At 61.5% G+C, this 20289-nt stretch carries 19 protein-coding genes and 2 pseudogenes; 14 read left to right on the top strand and 7 right to left on the bottom strand.

The genetic code is table 11. From position 1 onward, the window contains the following. Positions 1 to 15 precede the first annotated feature (15 nt). The 4 genes from AC58EF_RS26710 (at position 16) to AC58EF_RS26695 (ending at position 1633) form a co-directional block, all read left to right on the top strand. Positions 16 to 273, top strand: a complete 258-nt coding sequence (locus AC58EF_RS26710) for a hypothetical protein (protein WP_008831892.1) — start codon at positions 16 to 18, stop codon at positions 271 to 273. Between the two features lie 221 nt (positions 274 to 494). Then, the gene (locus AC58EF_RS26705; protein ID WP_006953908.1) at positions 495 to 812 is read left to right on the top strand and encodes a hypothetical protein; all 318 of its coding nucleotides are present in this window, start codon (positions 495 to 497) and stop codon (positions 810 to 812) included. A 297-nt stretch (positions 813 to 1109) separates the two neighbouring features. After that, positions 1110 to 1331 carry a hypothetical protein gene (locus AC58EF_RS26700; protein ID WP_004213291.1) on the top strand — a complete coding sequence of 74 codons (222 nt, stop codon included), beginning with the start codon at positions 1110 to 1112 and terminating at the stop codon, positions 1329 to 1331. Positions 1332 to 1393: 62 nt separating this feature from the next. Next, positions 1394 to 1633 carry a hypothetical protein gene (locus AC58EF_RS26695; RefSeq protein WP_008827849.1) on the top strand — a complete coding sequence of 80 codons (240 nt, stop codon included), beginning with the start codon at positions 1394 to 1396 and terminating at the stop codon, positions 1631 to 1633. Between the two features lie 223 nt (positions 1634 to 1856). Here AC58EF_RS26695 and AC58EF_RS26690 read toward each other — a convergent pair whose 3' ends face one another. From AC58EF_RS26690 to AC58EF_RS26680, 3 genes are all read right to left on the bottom strand, one after another. Beyond that, positions 1857 to 2183 (bottom strand): Rap1a/Tai family immunity protein, encoded by a 327-nt coding sequence (locus AC58EF_RS26690; RefSeq protein WP_223178489.1) that lies wholly within the window; start codon positions 2181 to 2183, stop codon positions 1857 to 1859. 75 nt (positions 2184 to 2258) lie between these two features. After that, a complete protein-coding gene (locus tag AC58EF_RS26685) occupies positions 2259 to 2546 on the bottom strand; it encodes a hypothetical protein (RefSeq protein WP_008603796.1) in 288 nt (95 codons plus the stop codon). Positions 2547 to 2659: 113 nt separating this feature from the next. Next, positions 2660 to 3550 (bottom strand): DUF1259 domain-containing protein, encoded by an 891-nt coding sequence (locus tag AC58EF_RS26680; RefSeq protein ID WP_008603797.1) that lies wholly within the window; start codon positions 3548 to 3550, stop codon positions 2660 to 2662. 240 nt (positions 3551 to 3790) lie between these two features. Here AC58EF_RS26680 and AC58EF_RS26675 point away from each other — a divergent pair, with 240 nt between their 5' ends. From AC58EF_RS26675 to AC58EF_RS26660, 4 genes are all read left to right on the top strand, one after another. Next, positions 3791 to 4669, top strand: coding sequence for a chromate resistance protein ChrB domain-containing protein (locus AC58EF_RS26675; RefSeq protein ID WP_497279460.1), 879 nt, complete (start codon positions 3791 to 3793; stop codon positions 4667 to 4669). A 2-nt stretch (positions 4670 to 4671) separates the two neighbouring features. Then, on the top strand, positions 4672 to 6069 hold the full coding sequence (chrA, locus tag AC58EF_RS26670) for a chromate efflux transporter (protein WP_122129123.1): 1398 nt from the start codon (positions 4672 to 4674) through the stop codon (positions 6067 to 6069). A 74-nt stretch (positions 6070 to 6143) separates the two neighbouring features. Continuing rightward, positions 6144 to 6812 (top strand): superoxide dismutase, encoded by a 669-nt coding sequence (locus AC58EF_RS26665; RefSeq protein ID WP_017184236.1) that lies wholly within the window; start codon positions 6144 to 6146, stop codon positions 6810 to 6812. Positions 6813 to 6900: 88 nt separating this feature from the next. Next, positions 6901 to 7980: a Cj0069 family protein gene (locus tag AC58EF_RS26660; protein WP_184106684.1), complete on the top strand. Its 1080-nt coding sequence runs from the start codon at positions 6901 to 6903 to the stop codon at positions 7978 to 7980. A gap of 84 nt (positions 7981 to 8064) precedes the next feature. Here the strand turns inward: AC58EF_RS26660 and AC58EF_RS26655 are convergent, their stop codons facing one another. Next, positions 8065 to 8625, bottom strand: coding sequence for a recombinase family protein (locus AC58EF_RS26655; RefSeq protein WP_017184234.1), 561 nt, complete (start codon positions 8623 to 8625; stop codon positions 8065 to 8067). 173 nt (positions 8626 to 8798) lie between these two features. On the opposite strand from AC58EF_RS26655, the gene AC58EF_RS26650 reads away from it, so the two are divergent. Continuing rightward, entirely contained in the window at positions 8799 to 11768 is a 2970-nt protein-coding gene (locus tag AC58EF_RS26650; RefSeq protein ID WP_008603805.1) for a Tn3 family transposase, read from the top strand. A 59-nt stretch (positions 11769 to 11827) separates the two neighbouring features. Here AC58EF_RS26650 and AC58EF_RS26645 read toward each other — a convergent pair. Continuing rightward, positions 11828 to 12385, bottom strand: a pseudogene (locus AC58EF_RS26645) (hypothetical protein); the annotation flags it as partial. 270 nt (positions 12386 to 12655) lie between these two features. Between AC58EF_RS26645 and AC58EF_RS26640 the strand changes: the two are divergent. Continuing rightward, positions 12656 to 13354 carry a helix-turn-helix transcriptional regulator gene (locus AC58EF_RS26640; protein ID WP_497279457.1) on the top strand — a complete coding sequence of 233 codons (699 nt, stop codon included), beginning with the start codon at positions 12656 to 12658 and terminating at the stop codon, positions 13352 to 13354. A gap of 71 nt (positions 13355 to 13425) precedes the next feature. On the opposite strand, the gene AC58EF_RS26635 is transcribed toward AC58EF_RS26640, so the two are convergent. Further along, complete coding sequence (locus AC58EF_RS26635; protein WP_497279459.1) at positions 13426 to 14760, bottom strand: APC family permease; 1335 nt, start codon at positions 14758 to 14760, stop codon at positions 13426 to 13428. Here AC58EF_RS26635 and AC58EF_RS26630 point away from each other — a divergent pair. The 4 genes from AC58EF_RS26630 to AC58EF_RS26615 all read left to right on the top strand — a co-directional run bounded on the left by AC58EF_RS26630 (position 14681) and on the right by AC58EF_RS26615 (position 19265). Further along, complete coding sequence (locus AC58EF_RS26630) at positions 14681 to 15157, top strand: hypothetical protein (RefSeq protein ID WP_497279461.1); 477 nt, start codon at positions 14681 to 14683, stop codon at positions 15155 to 15157. The genes AC58EF_RS26635 and AC58EF_RS26630 overlap by 80 nt on opposite strands. A 364-nt stretch (positions 15158 to 15521) precedes the next feature. Beyond that, complete coding sequence (locus tag AC58EF_RS26625; RefSeq protein ID WP_371422653.1) at positions 15522 to 16412, top strand: phytanoyl-CoA dioxygenase family protein; 891 nt, start codon at positions 15522 to 15524, stop codon at positions 16410 to 16412. 18 nt (positions 16413 to 16430) lie between these two features. After that, positions 16431 to 16832, top strand: a complete 402-nt coding sequence (locus AC58EF_RS26620; RefSeq protein ID WP_371422654.1) for a RidA family protein — start codon at positions 16431 to 16433, stop codon at positions 16830 to 16832. A 243-nt stretch (positions 16833 to 17075) separates the two neighbouring features. Further along, positions 17076 to 19265 carry a TonB-dependent receptor gene (locus AC58EF_RS26615; protein ID WP_371422655.1) on the top strand — a complete coding sequence of 730 codons (2190 nt, stop codon included), beginning with the start codon at positions 17076 to 17078 and terminating at the stop codon, positions 19263 to 19265. Positions 19266 to 19992: 727 nt separating this feature from the next. Here AC58EF_RS26615 and AC58EF_RS26610 read toward each other — a convergent pair. Continuing rightward, positions 19993 to 20217 (bottom strand): annotated as a pseudogene (locus AC58EF_RS26610) (integrase core domain-containing protein); the annotation flags it as partial. Positions 20218 to 20289: the final 72 nt, after the last annotated feature.

The raw sequence follows: 20289 nt of genomic DNA, 5'->3' as shown, positions 1-20289 counted from the left end.
TCACCGACAGCGCCCTTGTGGACCCAAGATCAGGCCATCGCCTATGAGGCGGCCCTTGAGGCCATCAACGACGTTATCGCCGGTTACAGTGAGCAGATCGCGCTCGAGCATGGTTGCGTAGCGCCGAACGCGGCGCGGATCGCTTGGCTCGAAATGCGGACGGATCAGGCATCGGCCACCGGCCATGCGCTCAATGTGGTGGATGATGAGAATGTCCGGCAAACGCTGCTGGAATACAGCGCGATCGTTCGGGCGCGAGACGGCGCAGGGTGAAGGTCCGCTCGATGGGCGGGCGTTAGTTTGTTAAATCCCCCCGTCAGTGTCTTCCTAGCATGAGGGCTGCACCAGGCCGCATCAAGGATCGGCGGTTCCCCCAATTTGCTGCGCAAATCGGCTCCCCCACCGCCCGCTAGCGCGGCCGCTTCGCGGTCCCTGACCCGACCCGGCGCTGCCCTCCCCTTGGCCTTGCCAATTCCGGCAACAAGGAGGTTGTTATGTCTCATCGTCTGTTCGCTCAGCTGGCTTTCGAGCGTGCGCTTGGAAATGCTGCGATCGAGGCGCTGGCGACCGCGTTGAACGATAAGGATCATTTCGACGCGGAAAGCATGTGGCCGAAAGACCCGATGTTTATCGGCAAGACGAGTGCTGACATCGAGGCGGTTGCGGCCGAGCTGGGCCAGATCATCGAGGACCGTATAAAGGACGTGCTCGACGGCCCCGGCATCCGCAACATCGAGCGCGGCGAATGCGTCTATCCGCAAGTCGTCGCGGTCGTGCTGGCGGCCAAGGCGAAGCGCGGCCAATCCGGCTGACGCCGGAGGGGCGGGCTAACCCCGCCCCCTTTCGCCCGCTGGGCGAAACCGATGATCTCGGTGCCATGCAGAGCGCGGGGCGGGGCATCGAACCCCGCCCCGCGCAATCTCTTCTCTCTGTGTGTCGTGGCATTTTGGCATGGGTGCGCGCCAGCTTTCAAGGATCGGCGGTTCCCCCAATTTGCTGCGCAAATCGGCTCCCCCACCGCCCGCTAACGCGGCCGCTTCGCGGTCCCTGACAGCCGGCGCCGGTGCCCATGCCGGGTGTCTCCCGTCACCAACGAGAAGGAGAACCGGATGCACATCAAATTGTTTAGAGCACTGAAAGCGGCTAATCTGTCCGACGACGCCGCAGCGGAAGTTGTAGAGGCTATTGAGGAGTATATCGCCGTGAAGGTTCAGGAGGCGAACAAGGGAATCGAAAGCAAGCTGACGGCACAAACTTGGGTCATCGGCAGCGTCGGTTTCGTCCTCGCAGTCATCGGCCTCGCGCCCGCTTTCATCAAACTGTTCCAGTAAGACAAAGGGAGGCTTCGGCCTCCCTTTTTTTGCCGAACCGCCTGATTGTCAGGAGACGCAAATTGACCGACTTCGCACAAGCACGGCTCGATATGTTCGAGAGCGGTTTATTCGGCCAGGGCAATGCTTTCTGGCGCTGGATCGCCACGGACGAGGCGCGGCCCTATCTGACCGCTTTCGCCGTCGATCGCGCGCCACCCAGCGGAAGCGAGTTTTTCGCGGCCGATCTTAGCGCCGAGGATCTACTTGATTCCGAACACCTGGCCGAGCTGGCCCAGAAGATCGAAGCGGCTCACGGCTAGCGCCGTGCGCGCCGGGGTTATTTGCGAGTAGCTGTGCGCTGTTGGCGTCACCTCAAGGTTTGTGCGCCAGACAACGATTTGGCAGACATAATGCGAACATCGGCTAATTAGCGAGCTTGAGGCGCGACATGGAATCGTTGAGCTGGCGGAATTCACCGCCAGGCGGACGCTCCGCCTGCCCTCAAAGGCAGCCGCCGGGCAGGCTACGCCGCGGGGTACGATGCTACTGACATGGCCAAGCCTTCGCTAACGAGCGTTCAGCTCCGGCCACCATATGAACACTCATAAAATAGCTATTCTGCTCCGCCCAGCGTAAATATGCCGCGCGCAGCGCCGATCGGTCATAGCGTGGAGCGCGGCATTCCGCTTTTCGCGCGACGATCATCATGTCGAGCACGCCTTGGAGGTAAGCGCCGCATCGCGGCTCATTCGCTTGACAGCTTACGAACAACGCCGAGCCCGTCGCCGACGCGGGTTCGGTTTGGCCGATCGCACTATCAGGCAGGGCGGCCAAAGCGGCGCATAACAATATCCATCGTCTTGGCCGCATTTTCGTCTCCTATTCCGCAGTATCATTTCGGAAGGGGCGCACGGCCCTCGACGGCCGGCGCCCCGTGCTGATCCATCATTCGCGGCCGAGCACCTGGCCTTCGGGCGTGACGAACAGTTCGATCGTCTTTCCGTCGCTGTTCTTGCCCTTGATTTCATAGAGCGTGCTTCCGTCCGCCTTTCGGGTGACTTGCTCCGCTTTGCTTATTGACGCGAGTTGCGCGCGTGCCGCGTTCATCGCGGCCTCGGGCACCTGAGCAAGCGGGATGTCTCGTTCGCTGTGCTTGCCGATTATCCGGTTTTCGTTCGCCTCGTGGTTTTGCGCGATCGCCACGCCCGCGATCGCCAGCGCGGCCGCGCCCACGCCTGCGACAACAGTGAGAGTTCGTTTGCTAGCCATGTTCCATTCCACTTCCTGCATAAGGGCCGTGGGGTCGGGCGGGCGGCGGTTACGGCCCAATGAGCCGTCGTCCGAGTTCAACTCCTCTGATTGTTCATCCTGTCGAGCGCCGCGCGCAGCCCACGGGCGAGCTTGGCTGCGTCGTCGTTGGCCCAGAAGTGCATGAAGAACAGCCGCGGCTCGTCGTTTAGCATATGATTATGCAGCGCCGTGACCTCGATCCCGTTCGTCCGCAGCACGCGCAGGACCGGATCGACCTCGTTTGCGACAAGTACGAAATCGCCGGTGATGGCGGCTCGGCCGTCCCCGGTTGGCTGAAAGTTGATCGCGGTCGCCGTGCCCATCGTCGGCGGAGTCTCCATATCGCCGTCCATCAGCCGCTCGGCGCGCGGAAAGCTGTATTGGAGGATGCCACCGGCCGTCTTGCCCTCACCGCCCATCAACCGGTTGAGCGCGGCCACATCGAGGTCGAGCCGCGATGCGGCTGCGCTGGCCGAAGGCGATTGCGGCGCGGCGAGCGGGGTCCGACTGGCTGATAGCGCTTGCCGGAGCGCGGCCGCGAGCTTCACCGGGTCGCCGTGGCCGGCAATGTGCATGTACATGGTCGCAGGCGAAGAGCGGAGCAGGTGATTGTGGAGCGCGGTGATCGTAAAACCGCTTGCGAGCAGGCGGCTCAAAACGGGGTTCACCTCGTCGTGGGTCAGCACGAGATCGCCCATCACCATCGCCTCGTCGCCCATCGGCTGAAACGCCGCCCAAGAGCCGAGCGCGAGGGAGGGCTTGATCGTCACCCCATCCAGCGTGACGCTCAGGTCCGAACGCGGGAAGCTGTAGCGGTGAACGCCCCCCGGCTGTTCGGCCCCCGCTCGTCCTATCGCCCGGTCGACAGCCGACCAGTCCGGCGCTGCCCATGCCGGGCTTGCCAGCAGGAGGCTGGCGAATCCCAAGGCGATGGTCTTTTTCAGCATAATTGATCCTTCATCAGCGCACTCGACACGGAAAGCCTCACGTCATGCGAGCGCGCCGCCGGCGAGCCGCGACATTGCGCTCCGGTTTCTTTCTTCGGGATAAGCAGTCCTATGCTCATGAGGCTTGTGATGCAACCCTTACACTTGTAGGCTAGTGACGATACAACTATGACAAACACACAAGCTTCCCCTTGGTTGCTCCTGATCCCGCAGCTTCCGGCTAAGCCTGCCTATTTGCGGGTGAAGGTCTGGCGGCGTTTGCAGGCGATCGGGGCCGCGCCGCTCAAGAACGCCGTCCATGCGCTCCCCAATCGCGAGGACACGCGCGCGCTGTTCGAAGAACTGCATCGCGAGATCACCGAAAATGGCGGCGAGGCGCTGATCCTCGAAGCGCGCCTTGTCGGCGGCATGGGCGATGCGGAGCTGCGCGGAGTGTTCGACGCTGCGCGTGACGCCGACTATGAGGAGTTGGCACGCGAGGCGCGCGCGCTGTGTGAGGGCGAGTATGTCGCGGCGGCGGATGTGGGCCGCCTGCGCAAACGCCTGAACGAGGTCGCCGCGATCGACTTTTTCGGTGCGCATGGTCGGCAGGCGGCACAGGCCGCCATCACCGAGGCGGACCGCCGCTCTCACCAACATCCCGATGTGAGCGGCCCCAGTGCGCCCGAGCTGACCCCGGCGGAGCTAAAGCGCCGCGTTTGGGTGACGCGCCGCCATGTCCATGTCGATCGCATCGCGTCCGCCTGGCTCATTCGCCGCTTCATCGACCCCGAGGCGAGCTTCAAGTTCGTCGAGGGCAAAGGATATGTGCCGGAGCCTGACGAACTGAGGTTCGACATGGCGGACGCTGAGTTCACCCACGAAGGCGACCGCTGCTCCTTCGAGACCTTGGTGTTCCTCACCGGTCTCGAGACCGACCCCGCGCTGCGGGCGCTCGGCGAAATTGTTCACGACCTTGATATTGCCGATGCTCGGTTCGAGCGCCCGGAAACTCCGGGAGTGAGCGCGCTTATCGCCGGCATCTGTGCCGGCACCGACGACGACGAGGAGCGGATCGCGCGCGGATCGACCGCGCTCGACGGATTCTATGCTCACTTCACCCGGCGAAAAGAGGACTAAAGATGGAGGCCAGCGCACGCGCTGAAATCGCAGTCGAGACGCTGCACGAGCACGGCATCAGCTTTGGCGAGGCGGTGCGCGTCTGGATCAGGGTCGCGCTGCTCAGCTTCGGCGGACCGGCGGGCCAGATAGCGGTGATGCATCGCATCCTGGTCGAGGAGAAGCGCTGGATCGGCGAGGAGCGGTTCCTCCACGCGCTCAACTATTGCATGCTGCTGCCCGGCCCTGAAGCGCAACAGCTAGCTGTCTATATTGGCTGGTTGCTCCATAAGACCAAGGGGGGCCTGGTCGCGGGCGCGCTATTCGTGCTGCCCGGCTTCCTCGCGATTTTAGGGCTCAGCTATGTCTATGTGCTGCTCGGCGAAGTGCCGCTGGTCGAGGGATTGTTCTTCGGATTGAAGGCCGCCGTGCTGGCGGTGGTGCTACAGGCGGTGGTCCGGGTGGGTTCGCGTGCCTTGAAGAACAACGTCATGCGCGGTTTTGCCGCGCTGGCGTTCGTCGCGATCTTCGTGCTCGACGTGCCCTTCCCGCTGATCGTGCTTGCCGCCGCGCTGATCGGCTTCTTCAGTGGCCGCGCTGGTTACGCCGCATTCAAGGGCGGCGGCGGACATGGTCCCGCCGGCGCTGAGATAATCCACGACCGCGACACCGCTCTTGGCGAGGGCCTTCCCGACCATGCCCGGCCGAACCTCTCTTGGTCGCTGCGCATCTCCGGCGTCCTGCTGCTGCTCTGGCTCGGGCCGGTCGCAGCGCTGCTGTTCGCGTTCGGCCCCGACGACGTGTTCAGCCGCATCGCCACCTTCTTCAGCCAGATGGCGGTGATGACCTTCGGCGGCGCCTATGCGGTGCTCGCCTATGTCGCGCAGGAGGCAGTCGAGACCTATGGCTGGCTCCAGCCCGGCGAGATGCTCGACGGGCTCGGCATGGCCGAGACCACGCCCGGGCCGCTGATCATGGTGACGCAGTTCGTCGGCTTCCTCGCGGCCTTCCGCGAAGCGACCGGGCTGCCGCCGCTCGTCGCCGCGACCTTCGGCGCAATCCTCACCACCTGGGTTACCTTCCTGCCATGCTTCCTGTGGATCTTCGCCGGCGCGCCATTCATCGAGCGGCTGCGCGGCAACCGCGCATTGTCGGCCGCGCTTTCGGCGATCACCGCCGCAGTGGTCGGCGTGATCCTCAATCTGGCGGTCTGGTTTGGTATCCACACTCTGTTCGAGCAAGTCCGCGAAGTGCCGTTCGCAGCCGGCACCATCGATCTCCCAGTCCTAACGTCCGTCAACTGGCCGGCGCTGGCGCTCGCGGTGGGTGCGATACTCGCCATGTTCCGGTTCAAGGCCGGCATGCTGCCGGTGCTCGGCGTCTGCTCGGTCCTCGGGGCCGCATATGTAATGATCATCTGAAGGAGTGACGCGTGACGATCGACCATCTTTCCCGACGCAGTGCAATCGCAACTCTTGGCATCGGAGCCGCCGCCATGACTATCAACGAAGCCTCTGCGCAGACGCCGGCCGCAGCGCCGGCGGCTGTCCCCGCCTTTGCCGGAAATCATCAGGTCAAGCCGCTCAGGTTCAATCCCGCCAGGCTTCACGGCCTCTCCGAAAGGCTGATCACATCGCACCACGAGAACAATTATGCGGGCTCGGTCAAGGCCCTGAATATGATCGAGACACGACTTGCCGCCGCGCTCGCTGACACGGACCTGCCGCCGGTGGTCTATGGCGGATTGAAGCGCGAGGAGCTGCACCGCACCGGCTCGGTGGTGCTCCATGAGGTCTATTTCGACGGGCTCGGCGGCAACGGCCAGGCAGCCGGTTCCATCCGCGACGCGCTGGGCGCGGCGTTCGGCTCGTTCGACCGCTGGGAAGCCGACTTCCGCCGTACCGGGATGAGCCTTGCCGGCGGATCGGGCTGGTGCGTGCTCGTCTACAATCTCCACACGCGCTCGCTGCACAACCATTGGGCGTGGGATCATATGCACGGTGCGATTGCCGGCGTGCCGCTGCTCGCGCTCGATATGTACGAGCACAGTTTCCACATGGATTACGGCACCGCCGCCGCCAAATATGTCGACGCCTTCTTCCGCAACATCGACTGGGAAGTGGTCGACCGGCGCTATGCCGCGGCTTTGCGCGGCGGCGGCTGAACCCGACCGCCGTGGCTTAACACCCACTGCTGCGCGACACCTGAGTTCGCGACCACAAAGGGGACAGGTCCGATGGGGAGATGCAACAATGACATCCGGCCCGAACATCGCTCTTCTTTGGCGTGGGCAAGCAGCCGAGTGGACGCATCGCTTTCATGAAGCCCGGCAGTGGCCGATAATGCAGGCCTTGCGGGCGCTCGGGGCGACCGCAAGGCCTGTACTGTACAGGGACGAGGCGGTTCGCGAGATTCGGGACGAGCTGCTGTCGTGCGACACAGTGCTGGTCTGGGTGAATCCGTTGGACATTTCAGGCGACCGCTCGCAGCTCGATCCAATGCTGCGCGAAGTCGCGGGGTGCGGCGTTGTCGTCAGCGCGCATCCTGACGTGATCGCCAAAATCGGCGTCAAGGAAGTGCTCTACACAACGCGATCCATGGAATGGGGCAGCGATGTCGATCGATACGTGGACGCTGAAGGCCTTCGCGCTCGTTTCCCCGAACATCTTGCCGCAGGCCCGCGCGTGCTGAAGCCGAACTACGGCAACGGCGGCAGGAATGTATGGCGTGTCCAACTAGACGAAGCGGGAAACGCTCCGGCTTTGAAAACGTCGGTGAAAGTTCAAGAGGCCCGCCAAGGAAGCAAATCGGAGCGCATCAGCCTAGCCGAGTGCTTGGAAAGGTGGGTGCCGTTTCTAAACGACGGCGGCGTGCTGATCGATCAGGCTTATCAGCCGCAGTCGTCCGAGGGCATGGTCCGCTGCTACGTGTGCGGGCACCGAGTGGTTGGCTTTGGGCACAACCTGATCACTGCGCTGATGACGCCAACGGCCATTGATACAACGTCGTCAACCCCACAGCCGATGGGCCGCGCCATGTTCGGACCGGAGGTGACGCGCTTCGCAGCCTTACGGAAAGCGATGGAGGATCGCTGGATTCCAGAGATGCAAAGGTTGCTGTCGATCGCCGACCACGATCTTCCGCTTCTTTGGGACGCCGACTTCCTATTTCGCCCTGGTGAAGCCATCAGCGATGGCTCCTATGCGCTTTGCGAGATCAATGCTAGTTCGGTTGCACCATTTCCGCCAAGCGCCGTCCAGCCAGTCGCCGCAGCGGCAATCGGTCGCGTTCTTGCCATTCGTTTGACGAAGGAGACCTCCAATCCTCATTGATATGATTCAAGCAATTCAAGAGACGTGACATTGGTCGTATCAATCAGACAAGCCTAAGGGTGAGCGAGGCTGGGTGAAACCGGCTCAGGTGGCAGCGCGGAGATACTGGTAGAGGGTTTCGCGACTGATCCCCAGGTCACGGGCGATGACGGCCTTGCGCTCGCCGTCATCAACACGGCGGTGCAGCTCGGCGACCATTTCGTCGGAGAGGGAACGTTTCCGCCCGCGATAAGCACCGCGTTGTCTGGCGACCGCAATGCCTTCGCGCTGCCGCTCCCGGATCAGGGCGCGCTCGAATTCGGCGAACGCACCCATGACCGAGAGCATCAGGTTGGCCATCGGGGAATCCTCGCCCGAGAAGGCCAGGCTTTCCTTCACGAACTCGATCCGGACGCCTCTTTTGGTGAGGGACTGAACCAGTTTGCGCAGATCGTCGAGATTACGCGCCAATCGATCCATGCTGTGGACCACGACGGTGTCACCCTCGCGGGCGAAGGCGAGCATGGCATCGAGTTCGGGGCGGTTGATGTCCTTGCCCGATGCCTTGTCGGTGAAAATCCGGTCGAGCGACTGCCCGTCCAACTGGCGATCGACATTCTGATCGAATGTGCTCACCCGGACGTAACCGATCCTCTGGCCTTTCATCGCCGCCTCCGGTCAAAATGTCAGGTTGAATTCTATGACACGGCGGAACATGCGTCAATAAATGCTTGCCATAACCCTATCCTGACAGAAACCGCCGCTGCATCCTGACGTCCGGTTAGGCTATACTCCAGATTGACGCTAGCCTGTCGCTCTCGACTCGGGATGGAGGCAGGATGGCGCGGCGGCGATTATTGACCGGAGAAGAAAGGCGTCGCCTGTTCGATATCCCCCATGACGAAACCGCGATCGTCGGCCACTATACCCTTGCCGCCGAGGATCTCGAACTGGTCGGTCGCCGCTATCGCCCTGCCAACCGCCTCGGTCTGGCAACGCAGATCGCGCTTATGCGGCATCCCGGCTTCGGTTTGCAGCCCGACGTCGACGTCCCCGATGCGGTCCTTCACTATCTCGCCGCCCAGCTCTTCGTCGATGTTGATGCGTTCGCCGACTATGGCCAGCGCGCGCAAACACGTAACGATCATGCCGACATTGCGGCACGGCATCTGGGGCTACACCCTTTTCGGCGAGGGGATATACCGCTCGCGCTCGATCTCGCCGCAAGAGCTGCGGAGCGGACCGATCGGGGCGAACCTATTGTCCGCGCATTGATGGAGGGGCTGAAGCAGGAACGCTTCATTCTTCCATCGGCAGACACGCTCGAACGTGCGGGCCTCGCCGGCAGGGCACGCGCCCGCAAAGCCGCGGCGGCGCTCATTGTCGAAAGCCTGGGTCATGCCGAACTGGCGCGGATCGATGATCTGATCGTCAACAACAGCGACTTCGGCATGACGCCGCTGGCCTGGCTGCGCAATTTCGAGGAAGCGCCCACCACGGCGAACATCAACGGGCTGCTGGAACGGCTACGCTATGTGCGCGGAATCGGCATCGACCCGGCGATCGGCGCGAAAATCCCCGACTTCCGGTTCGCGCAGTTCATGCGCGAAGGTGGCGTTGCGCCGGCGTTCCTGCTCTCCGATTATAGCCTTAACAGGCGCCGCGCGACGCTGATCGCGGCGGTCATCGACCTCGATGCCAGGCTCGCCGATGGTGCGATCCAGATGTTCGACAGGCTTGTCGGAAGCCTGTTCACACGGGCGCGGCGCGGGCGGGAAAGGCGCTATCAGGACAGCATCCGCTCGGTCGGCGAACTTATGCGGCTGTTCGGCGCGACGATCGCCGCGCTGGGAGAGGCGGTCGAACATGGCGGTAATCCGCTCGAACTGATCGACGAAGCGGTAGGCTGGCACAGACTGGTCGCAGCCAAATCGCAGGTCGATGCGCTGGCCGAGCTGGCGGGCGAAGATGCGCTTGTCGCGGCGACTGGTCGCTATGCGACGCTGCGGCGGTTCAGCCCGGCTTTCCTCGATACATTCACGTTCAAGGCATCGGGGAGCGGATCGCAACTGGTCAAGGCCATCGAGGTCATCCGCGATACCAATGCCCGCAAGGCCCGCAGCCTGCCCGAGGGCGTTCCGCTCCCATTCGCCAACCGGCAGTGGAAGCGCCTCATCACCGAAGGTGGCCAGGTCGATCGCCGGCGATACGAGACGGCCATCATGGCCACGCTGCGCGATCGGTTGCGCGCCGGCGACATATGGGTCGAAGGAACCCGCAATTATCGCCGCTTCGACACCTATTTGCTGAGTCGACGCGATGCCGATAAGGTGGCCGACAGCCTGCCATTCCAGACCGATGCGGCCGCCTATCTGGAGGAGCGGGCAAGGACGCTCGACTGGCGGCTGCGCCGTTTCGCCAAGCAACTCAAGGCGAACAGGCTCGCGGGCGTGGCGCTCGAACGCGACCGGCTCAAGCTGCAACCCATGCCGGCGATCACTCCACCCGAGGCGGAGGCTCTCGATCGCAGGCTCGACGCCTTGCTTCCGCGCGTGCGGATCACCGAACTCCTGGTCGAGGTGGCCGAGCGCACCGGGTTCCTGAGCGCATTTCGCGATCTTCGGTCCGGCAAGGAGCATGACAACCCGCACGCGATCCTCGCCGCCATTCTCGCTGATGGATCGAATCTGGGTCTAGAGCGCATGGCCAACGCCAGCGACGGGGTGAGCTACGCCCAGCTTGCCTGGACCCACAACTGGTATTTGTCGCCCGAAAACTATCAGGCCGCGTTGGGGATGATCGTTGCCGCGCACCATGATCTTCCTTTCACGCGCCATTGGGGAGCCGGCACTAGTTCATCCTCCGATGGGCAGTTCTTCCGCTCGGGCCGCAACCGATCGGCGGCGGCCGACATCAATGCGAAATATGGCAGCGAGCCGGGCCTGAAGATCTACTCCCACCTGTCCGATCATTTTGCCTCGTTCGGATCGCGGATCATGTCGGCCACCGCCGGCGAGGCCCCCTACGTGCTGGATGGCCTGATGCTCGGCGCCGGCGCGCTACCGCTGCATGAGCATTACACTGATACCGGCGGCGCGACGGACCATGTCTTTGCCCTTTGCCATCTTCTCGGCTTCCGGTTCGTGCCCCGTCTGCGCGACATCGCCGACCGGAAACTCGGCTCGATCGCCGCGCCTTCGACCTACAAAGGCATCGAAAGCCTCATGGGCCGCACGATCAAGACGGCGGCGATCGAAGCCGATTGGGATGACATCGTCAGGATCGTCGCCTCCATTAAGGAAGGAGCCGTTGCGCCCTCCGCGATCCTGCGCAAGCTGGCCGCCTACAAGCGCCAGAACAGGCTGGATTTTGCGCTGGCCGAACTCGGCCGCATCGAGCGGACGCTATTTGCGCTCGACTGGCTTGAACAGCCCGACTTGCGTCGCGCCTGCCAGGCCGGCCTCAATAAAGGCGAAGCACGTCATACCCTTGCCGCCGCGATCTACACCAACCGACAGGGGCGGTTCACCGATCGCTCGATCGAGAATCAGGAATATCGGGCATCGGGCCTCAATCTGCTGATCGCGGCGATTTCTTACTGGAACACCGTCTATATGGACAGGGCCGCCCAGCATCTCCAATCATCCGGCGGCACCTTCGATGATGCGCTGCTTGCCCATCTCTCGCCGATGGGCTGGGTGCATATCAGTTTGACCGGCGACTATCTGTGGCAAAGGGCAAACCGGCTCTCCCCTGGCGAGTTCCGCACCCTCAACGATCCCATGGCCCGCCTCAAACTCGTGGCATAGCCAGTGTTCTCATTATGTCCGCCAAATCGTTGTCTGGCGCACAAACCTTGAGGTGACGCCTACATCTTGAGGCCGCGCAGCATGACCACGACGGCGGCGCTGGCGGGATCATGACGCACGGGCGGCCTCCTGCTGCGCAGCGCGTCATAGCGCTCGACGTTCGCCTTGGGTTCACGCCGCAGGGTCAGGGCCTGCGGAGCGTCGATCTTCGGTGGCGTGCCGGCCTTGCCGTCGGTCAGCCGGTGCAGGATGTTGAGGACGTGGGTCTTGGTCGGCACGCCGGCTTCCAGCGCGAGCTCGACCGCGCAGAGGACGGCCTGTTCGTTGTGCTGGAGGACGAGGGCGAGGATCTCGACCATCTCCCGGTCGCCTCCCGGGCGCTTGAGCAGGGACGCCTGCAGCTGCCGGAAGGCATCGGGCATCTCCAGGAAGGGGGCTCCGTTGCGCAGGGCTCCCGGCTTGCGCTGGATCACCGCCAGGTAGTGACGCCAGTCATAGACCGTCCGCCCGGGCAGATGATGGGACCTCTCGATGATCCGCTCATGCTCGCACAGGACCCGGCCCTCGGCCGCCACGACGATCCGGTCCGGATAGACCCGCAGGCTGACCGGGCGGTTGACGATCAGAACATGGGTCAAATCTCAGTGGAAATTACGGCCTCTCCCGGGTCACTTCTCAGTGGCAATCAACAATCGACCACAGCGCTTCAGCCTGTGGCAAACTTTGTGCAGGCGCACAAAAATGCTTTCGAGCGTGCAACAGGAATGTCACACTACAAGTGCGAATCACACCGCTTCATCGAAGGAGGCGGAGCATATGGGGTAGCGGCATGATCAGGAAGACGCCTTGTTGCGGCGCAGTGCAACGGCGCTTTGTAGTGTTCGGCGATGCATAGGACGGCACGGGCCAAATCGGACGCGCTGATCGAAAAGATGATTGGTTGCGGGAAATCCCTCGCGCATTCCGAATGCGCCTTGTTCTATTGGTTCGACGATTCGGGTCGGATCGGGGATTGGGTTGCCTCCGGTTTGCCGCAAAGCTTTATGGACAGCTACCGGAACCTATATGAGGATATCGATCCTCTCAGCCCGCATGAAATGCTCAGGCAACGAACCACCGTGGCGCTTTTTCATGACATGATCATGACGAAGCAGCGAGTGGACGAACGCTGGCTCGGCCATCTGGCGCAGTCGAACATCGCTGACGAACTAGAGATGGTCTTCTGGAAGGATGACATGCCGGTGGCGGGATTGGGGTTGTTCCGAACCGGGGACGAGCCGAACTACACGTCCGACATGCTCGACTGGGAAGCGATCCGAAGCTTCTTTGAGCAATCGATCCATTCGCATCACAGTGTCAAGCAACGGGCGCTCGATCGCTTCCTGAAGCTGACCTGTAACTGTTCGGCGCGCGAAATGGATGTCATCATGATGATGCTGACCGGTGCTTCCAACTGCGAAATCGCGGAGGCTCTGCACATCGGTCTGGCCACCGTGAAGACCCATGTGCTGAGTATTTTCGACAAGTTGGGCGTCAGTTCGCGCAATGCCGTGATTTCGCTCGCGCATGACGTTTACTCTTCGTGAGGCGTCTTCCCCACAAGCCGGCAGGGGGCAATCGCAACGGTCCGAGTTGACCTTGCCGATCCGCCCTGCGTTCAACCAGGTTCGGCGAGCAGCGCGTATCGTTCCGGCTGCCGGGTCCGCATGGCAAGGGCGATGATACAACCCAGCATGAAGGCCGATATGATGAAGGCGACGATGCCGAGTGCTGCGAGTTGGGCATTGGTCCCGCCGATCAGGTCCGGCAGGTTGTCGACCGCGATATAGACGCAGAACATCAGGCCGATGAAACCAAGGCCAGGCGCCACAAGCGTGCGCCAGAGTCCGGCGTTCCCGCCTTCCCGTCGGAAGAACAGGATAACCGCCAGAGATGTCAGCGCGACGATACACATGTAGCCCAGGGTTCCTGCGGTCGCGCCCCAGGCATAGATCTGCATCGTCGGCGATAGACCGAGCGCGCCCAGACCAAACAGCGCGGCGAAGGAAGTGATCGACTGCGCCATTGACGATATGTGGGGGGATCCATGCCCCCGATGGACCGCCGAGATGGCCGGGTGCAGGATGCCGTTGCGCGACAGCACATGCTGATACCGCACGATGATGTTGTGAAGCGACAGGATGCACGCAAACAGGCTGGTTACGACGAGCACCTCCATGAGGTTCGTCGCGACATGGCCGAGAAAGGCACGGGAAAGATCGATATAGAGCGCCTCACCGCCGTTCGTTGCGGTCGTGCGGATGTCGTCGAAACCGATGCCCACCACTTCGCACCACATCGAAACCATGTAGAATTTGCCGACGATGATGACCGACAGAAAAGTCGCGCGGGGAATGGTGCGATCGGGATCGACCGCTTCCTCCCGATAAACCACGGTCGATTCGAAGCCGACGAAGCTATAGACCGCGAACAGGATGCCAAGGCCCGGCGAACCGGACAGGATGGTTTCCAGGCGAACAGGCACGCTCGTGATCATCCCCGCGGGGTTGGTGATGAAGATTGCGCCATTCAATACCAATACAATCGCGATCTCCATAATCAGGGCGACGCCGAGAAATTTCGAGCTCAATTCCAGATCGCGGTAGCCGAAGAACGCGACCAGGCCGACGACGGCGGCCGATAAGACCATCCAGTTGATGCTGATTCCGGTATGCTCCGCCAGAAAACTGGCCAGCGCCGCGCCGAGATAAGCCTCAAGACCGATCAGGATGCACGAATAGGACATCAGTGCCAAGGTCGCCGATCCCAAGCCCATGCACCGACCCATGCCCTTCTGGATATAGGCGTAGAATGCCCCGGCATTGGTGATGTAGGGCGACATCGCGACGAAGCCGACCGTAAAGACCAGCATGATGAGCGTTGCGATCCCGGCGTCGACCGGGGCGGCGGCGCCATTGCCCATGCCGATGATCAGCGGCGAACTGGCCACCATCACGGTAAGCGGCGCCGCGGTGGCTACCACCATCAGCACGATGGACGCGACGCCGAGATTGCCCTTGAGCTTCTTTTCGTCCGTTTCCCGATCCCGATATGTCACGCGCCAAACCCCCGAATATTCTCCCTTGATCCTCCTGCCCATTGTCTTATCCGGCAAAGCGGAGCGGTCATTACCGGACTTCGGCTCGCCTTATGGATTCGCGAACGCATGCCAATCGCCAGCGTCGTCGTGCACCGATGATTGTGCCAACCGACGCAGAAACGCACAGGTCGCTGTAACGGCCTTCGTGCGAATTTACGCAGCCACCACGCAGATTTGCGGAAAAGGTGCTGCGGCGCAGCGCTTGAGCTTCCGGTCAGATACGCAAGACGAAACATGTACCACCCCATGATGTGCAACGCGCCGCCGAATGCAAAAGGCGGGCGTCATCGTCGGGACGCGACCGATCGCGTCCGATTCAACATCTTGTTCCTGTGGTCCTGCGAGCGATCTTTTGTCGTCTTCTATCGATCCGCGCCTCGTCCCGGTAAGCTATCACGTGCTTCGGTGCCTGGGCCTGCTGAATAAGGCTTGATCGATTAGCCGCGCAACAATGCGCGATGCGCCAACTTTGAGCAATCATTCTTTGGGTGGAGGCGTGAACCGCTCATGTTCCTCCCGTTTCTAAATGCTGCTTGATCCACCGATAGGCTGATTGCACGGCGATTACCCGACCATAGGCTTGATAACGTTCCGACACACAAACGGAGTTAGCAATGTCACTCATCCATTTCCCTGCTGATGCGCCGATCGACGAAGTCGCAGGTTGCGTCAGGGAGAATGGCTATGCGATTGTCGATCGCCTTGCCAGTAACGAGACCATGGACCAAATCGAGCGCGATCTGGAGCCCTATACCCGTACCATCGGCTATGGCACCGATTCATTTCTCGGCAAGCTCACCAAGCGTACCGGTGGTCTGATCGCACGCTCTCCGAAGGTCCGGGAACTCATCATGGACGATCTCGTTCTCGGGACGACCGGTCAGATTCTGTCGCACACCACGACGTTTCAGTTGCACCTGACGCAGGTGGTCGAACTGCATCCAGGCTCGCCCGCGCAGAAAATCCATCAGGACGAACTGGTCTGGGACATGTACCCGTTTCCGCCGGAATATGACGTCCAGTGCAACACACTCTGGGCGATGACCGATTACACCGAAGAAATGGGCGCGACCCGCATCGTCCCCGGCAGCCAGCGACTGGGCCGCGGGGCCAAATTTACGATTGAGGACACCCTGCCGGCAGTCATGGATCGCGGTTCCGTGCTGATCTACACCGGTAAGATCTACCATGGTTCGGGCGAGAACAAGTCCGACAAGATCCGCAAGGCGCTTAACCTGACCTATAGTGTCGGCTGGGTCCGGCAGGAAGAAAACCAGTATCTTGCCTGCCCACAGGATCTTGCGCGCACCCTGCCCGACGACCTGCTCAAGCTGATGGGCTATCAATGTGGCTGCTTCGCGCTCGGCTATGTGCGTGACTTTGAAGACCCTCTCGCAATCCTCAAGGATACTGGCGACCGCACGATCGTGGGCTTTTCCGAGATCACGAACACCGCCGAAGGTGCGGAATTCCTGCTCGAGGGCATCGAAACCTTCAAAAACTGATTCATCAGGGAGCATGCGATGAAGTTCTGCCCCAAGCCTACCGACTATCTGGAAGATGACGTCTATGATGCGGTCGGCTTTTCTCCCGCGGTCCTCGACGGCGACACGCTGTATATTTCAGGTGTTGCGCCGCTTAAGGGTGGGCTGGAAACGCTCGACTTGGTCGGCATCGACATGCAGAGCCAGTTATCAGCGATCCTCGACGTTCTGGGCCGCATTCTTGCGGGCGAGGGCATGGCTGCAGCCAACATCCTCAGTTGGACCATGTATACGTCCGACATGGCCGCGCTGGACGCAGCCATCCCCGGGATTCTGCTGCCGTGGCTGGGCGGGCACAAACCCTCCTGCACGATCATAGGCTGCAGCCAGTTGTTCCATCCCGACCAGAAGCTCGAAATCTCCGTCATCGCCAAACGATGAGGCGGGATTTGCCGCGATTGCTCGGGCGCCCGCATAAAAGCCGGTGGTGGCCGCAGCGCCACCACCCGATGCTCGGATATTTCGGCGCATGACATCTGCCGCACACCGGCCAGCCTATGGGCTTAAAACGTGCACTCTCAATAACAAATGACTGTATCTGGGCAGCGTCAAAACAGTACGGCAGTTAGAATAAATAATAACTGGAGAGGAACGAGATAAAAATATAGAAAAAGGGGAAAATTTATGAGGGAAATAGCAAAAGGTGCAACGACGCTGGGCGGCAGTTTAGTCCTGGCGCTGAGCTTGGTGCACCCGGCATTCGCACAGGCAGGTGACGGTGACCAGATCGTCGTGACCGCGGCGAAGCGGACCGAGAACATGCAATCCGTTCCTATTTCCGTGTCCGCCATTGGTGGGGACATGCTGACCAAGGCGCGGATCACCAGCGTCGATAGCCTGGTGACGAAAGTGGCCAATCTTCAGCTTTCGGCGGTCGTCGGCGAAAATACGCCGATCTTCTCGCTGCGTGGCGTGTCGATGTCGGACTACAGCCTCAATCAGTCGAGCCCGGTCGCAACCTATTATGACGAGGTCTACAAAGGCAATTTCGCCTTCCTCGGCGTGGCCATGTACGATCTGGAACGGGTGGAGGTATTGCGCGGGCCGCAGGGCACGCTCTATGGCAAAAACACCACGGGTGGCGCGGTCAATATCATCAGCCGCGAAGCCAAGCTGGGCGAGACCAGCGGCTATCTGAACCTGACCTATGGCAATTATGACCGGGTGGAGGCGAACGGCGCCGTTAACCTGCCGCTTGGCGACAAGGCGGCGCTGCGCGTGGCCGGCACTTTCGCACGCGCGCATGGCTGGTTCGAGAATGTGGCCCCGGGCATGCCGGACCTCGCCAGCACCCGCGAATATGCGTTTCGCGGAACGCTCAGGGCAGAACCGACAGACGGGCTGACGTTCGTGCTGCGGGCATCGACCAGCTTCCAGAACCCGCAAAATTATGGCGTCTACGCCCAGCCCATCGCGATCAACCGCCCCGACCTTTCGACGCGCCAGATCGCGTCCGATGTCCCCGACCGGCGTCGCGCCCGCACCACATCGGTGGCGTGGACGATCAGCCTCGATCTGTCAGACAGTTTCGCGCTAACCAGCATTACCTCGTACGACAGCGGCAGTCTCTACTTCAAGGAGGACACCGACGGCACGGCGGCGAAGACGCTGGAAATCCCCTATTACGACAAGGCCAGCCAGTTTGCGCAGGATCTGAGGCTGACCAGTAACACCGGCGGCCCCTTCGATTTCATCCTCGGCGCCTATTTCAACCGGGAGAAAGTGTACAATCGCACCTCTTTCGAAATCGGCACCGATGTCGATGTCAATGGGGACGGCGTGGTCGATGCGCAGGATTGCGCGGATGGCCTGCCGGTCGCGTGCAAAACGCAGAACCAGTTCACCCAGATCAAGAAGAGCCTGGCGCTCTATTCCGATCTCAAATACAAGCTGAGCGACGCTGTTACGTTGCGCGGCGGCCTGCGCTATACCCATGATAGCGGAAGCCAGAACGACTTCATCTCGCAGGCCTTGGGCGTCGATGACAGTCTCGTGGCGACGCTGATCCCGCTCACCGACCTTCAGTTCAAGAAGAATAATATTTCGGGCAAGATCGGCATTGACTACAAGCTCGCCGACGGCAACCTCATCTATGCCAGCTACAGTCGTGGTTACCGTGCGCCCAGTTTCAACGCGCAGGCATTCTTCGATCCTTCCGAACTGTCCGTGGCCAAGGCTGAACAGGTCGCCTCCTATGAAGTCGGCGTGAAGACGCAGTTCTGGGATCGACGCATCACGCTCAATGCAGCCGGCTTCTACTATGACTACAAGAACCAGCAGTTCATCAATATCGACCCCGGTTCGGGCGCGCAGACGTTGCTCAACATCCCGAAATCGCGGATTTACGGCGGCGAAGCGGAACTCACCGTCCGGCCGCTGCCGATGCTGACATGGCGGGCGGGCATGGGGCTGCTTGCGACCCGCATCAGGGAAGGATCGCTCAGCGGGGTCAACGTCGCGGGCAACCGCCTGTCCAACGCGCCGACCCTGACGCTCAACAGCGGGATCGACTGGACGTTGGCGGAAGGCCGCCTCGGGGCCTTCTCGTTGCATCCCGAAGTGACCTACCAGTCCTCCCAATATTTTGAAGTGCTGAATATCTCACGCCTGCGCCAGAGCGGCTATGTCCTGATCAACGGTCATCTCGACTGGGAAAGCCCCAATGGCCGTCTGACGGCATCGTTATGGGCCAAGAACCTGACCAGTAAGGTCTATTTCACCTCCCGCGTTGATCTTCTGGCGGGATTTGGTTTGGACTATAATCACCTCGGCAACCCGCGTACCTACGGCATAACCTTGGGCGCGAAATTCTGAAAACCGGGGGAGGCGGCGCTGTCGTCTCCCCCTCAAGGCACGAAGCGAGCCCAGCCTGCAGGCGACATATGGGTGGCGACGGGTCACCAGCGAACCGCGCTTCGCGGGCGACGGTCATGCAGTCCGGCCAAGTGCGGCGGGCGGCGCGGGATCGAACTGCTCGCCTTCTGACGTCCGCCGCACCGGCTGGCGATCGCCGCCAACTTCACCGCGAGCCATGCCTGCTGCGATCATGGCGACTATCCTCCCAAAGCCTTTGACAATACCGCGAAGGTCAGCGTTTCCCTGGTCAAGGGAGCGTGGGCGGCGAGACTTGGCCTGCGCCACCTTGGGTGCTGTCCGTTGGTCAAGGACAACCCCGAACGCGGCAAGGGCAACAATGTCCTCAACGTCCAGGAGACCCGGTTCTGGGCCGTATTCCCACTTTCGACAGTGTGCCGACCAACGCGACGCCACAAGGGGAAGATGAACCCGGTTGAACGCAGGGCAGCGACAAATAAAGCAAGTCGAATTTCGACGATCGGCCCCTGATCGGAACGGGCGTCGCCCGCGCCAGGCCGTGACGGAGGGCATCGTGCAGAATCAGGAAAAGATGGCGCCTTCGTCGGATCTCTCAGCGATACTCGCGCAATGAAAATCATGTTCCATTCAATCGGCCCTGGGAATTGCGCATTTTCGCCGTCGCCGTGGCTGCGTGCCAAGCGGGCGAGTTCGCCTGGGCAGAGTTTCAGGAAGACCTGCTGAGATAACCCAGGGTCGAGTGACGCCGGGTCGGGTTGTAGAAGCATTCGACGTAGTCGAACACGTCTGCCTTGGCCTGCGCCCTCGTTCGGTAGACCTTCTTTCCGATCCGCTCGGTTTTGAGCGAGGAGAAGAAGCTTTCCATGGCGGCATTATCCCAGACATTGCCGGACCGGCTCATCGAGCAGGTGACGCCATTGTCGGCCATCAGGGGTGACTACACGAAAGTGACGTATCTGCACGGAAAGGGCGAACGGATAGCGAACGTCACGCGGCAAGTAGG

It is taken from the genome of Sphingobium sp. WR1 (genome assembly GCF_059693745.1).
Note: the sequence above shows the minus strand (reverse complement) of the source record. Positions and strands in the feature narration are given on the sequence as shown.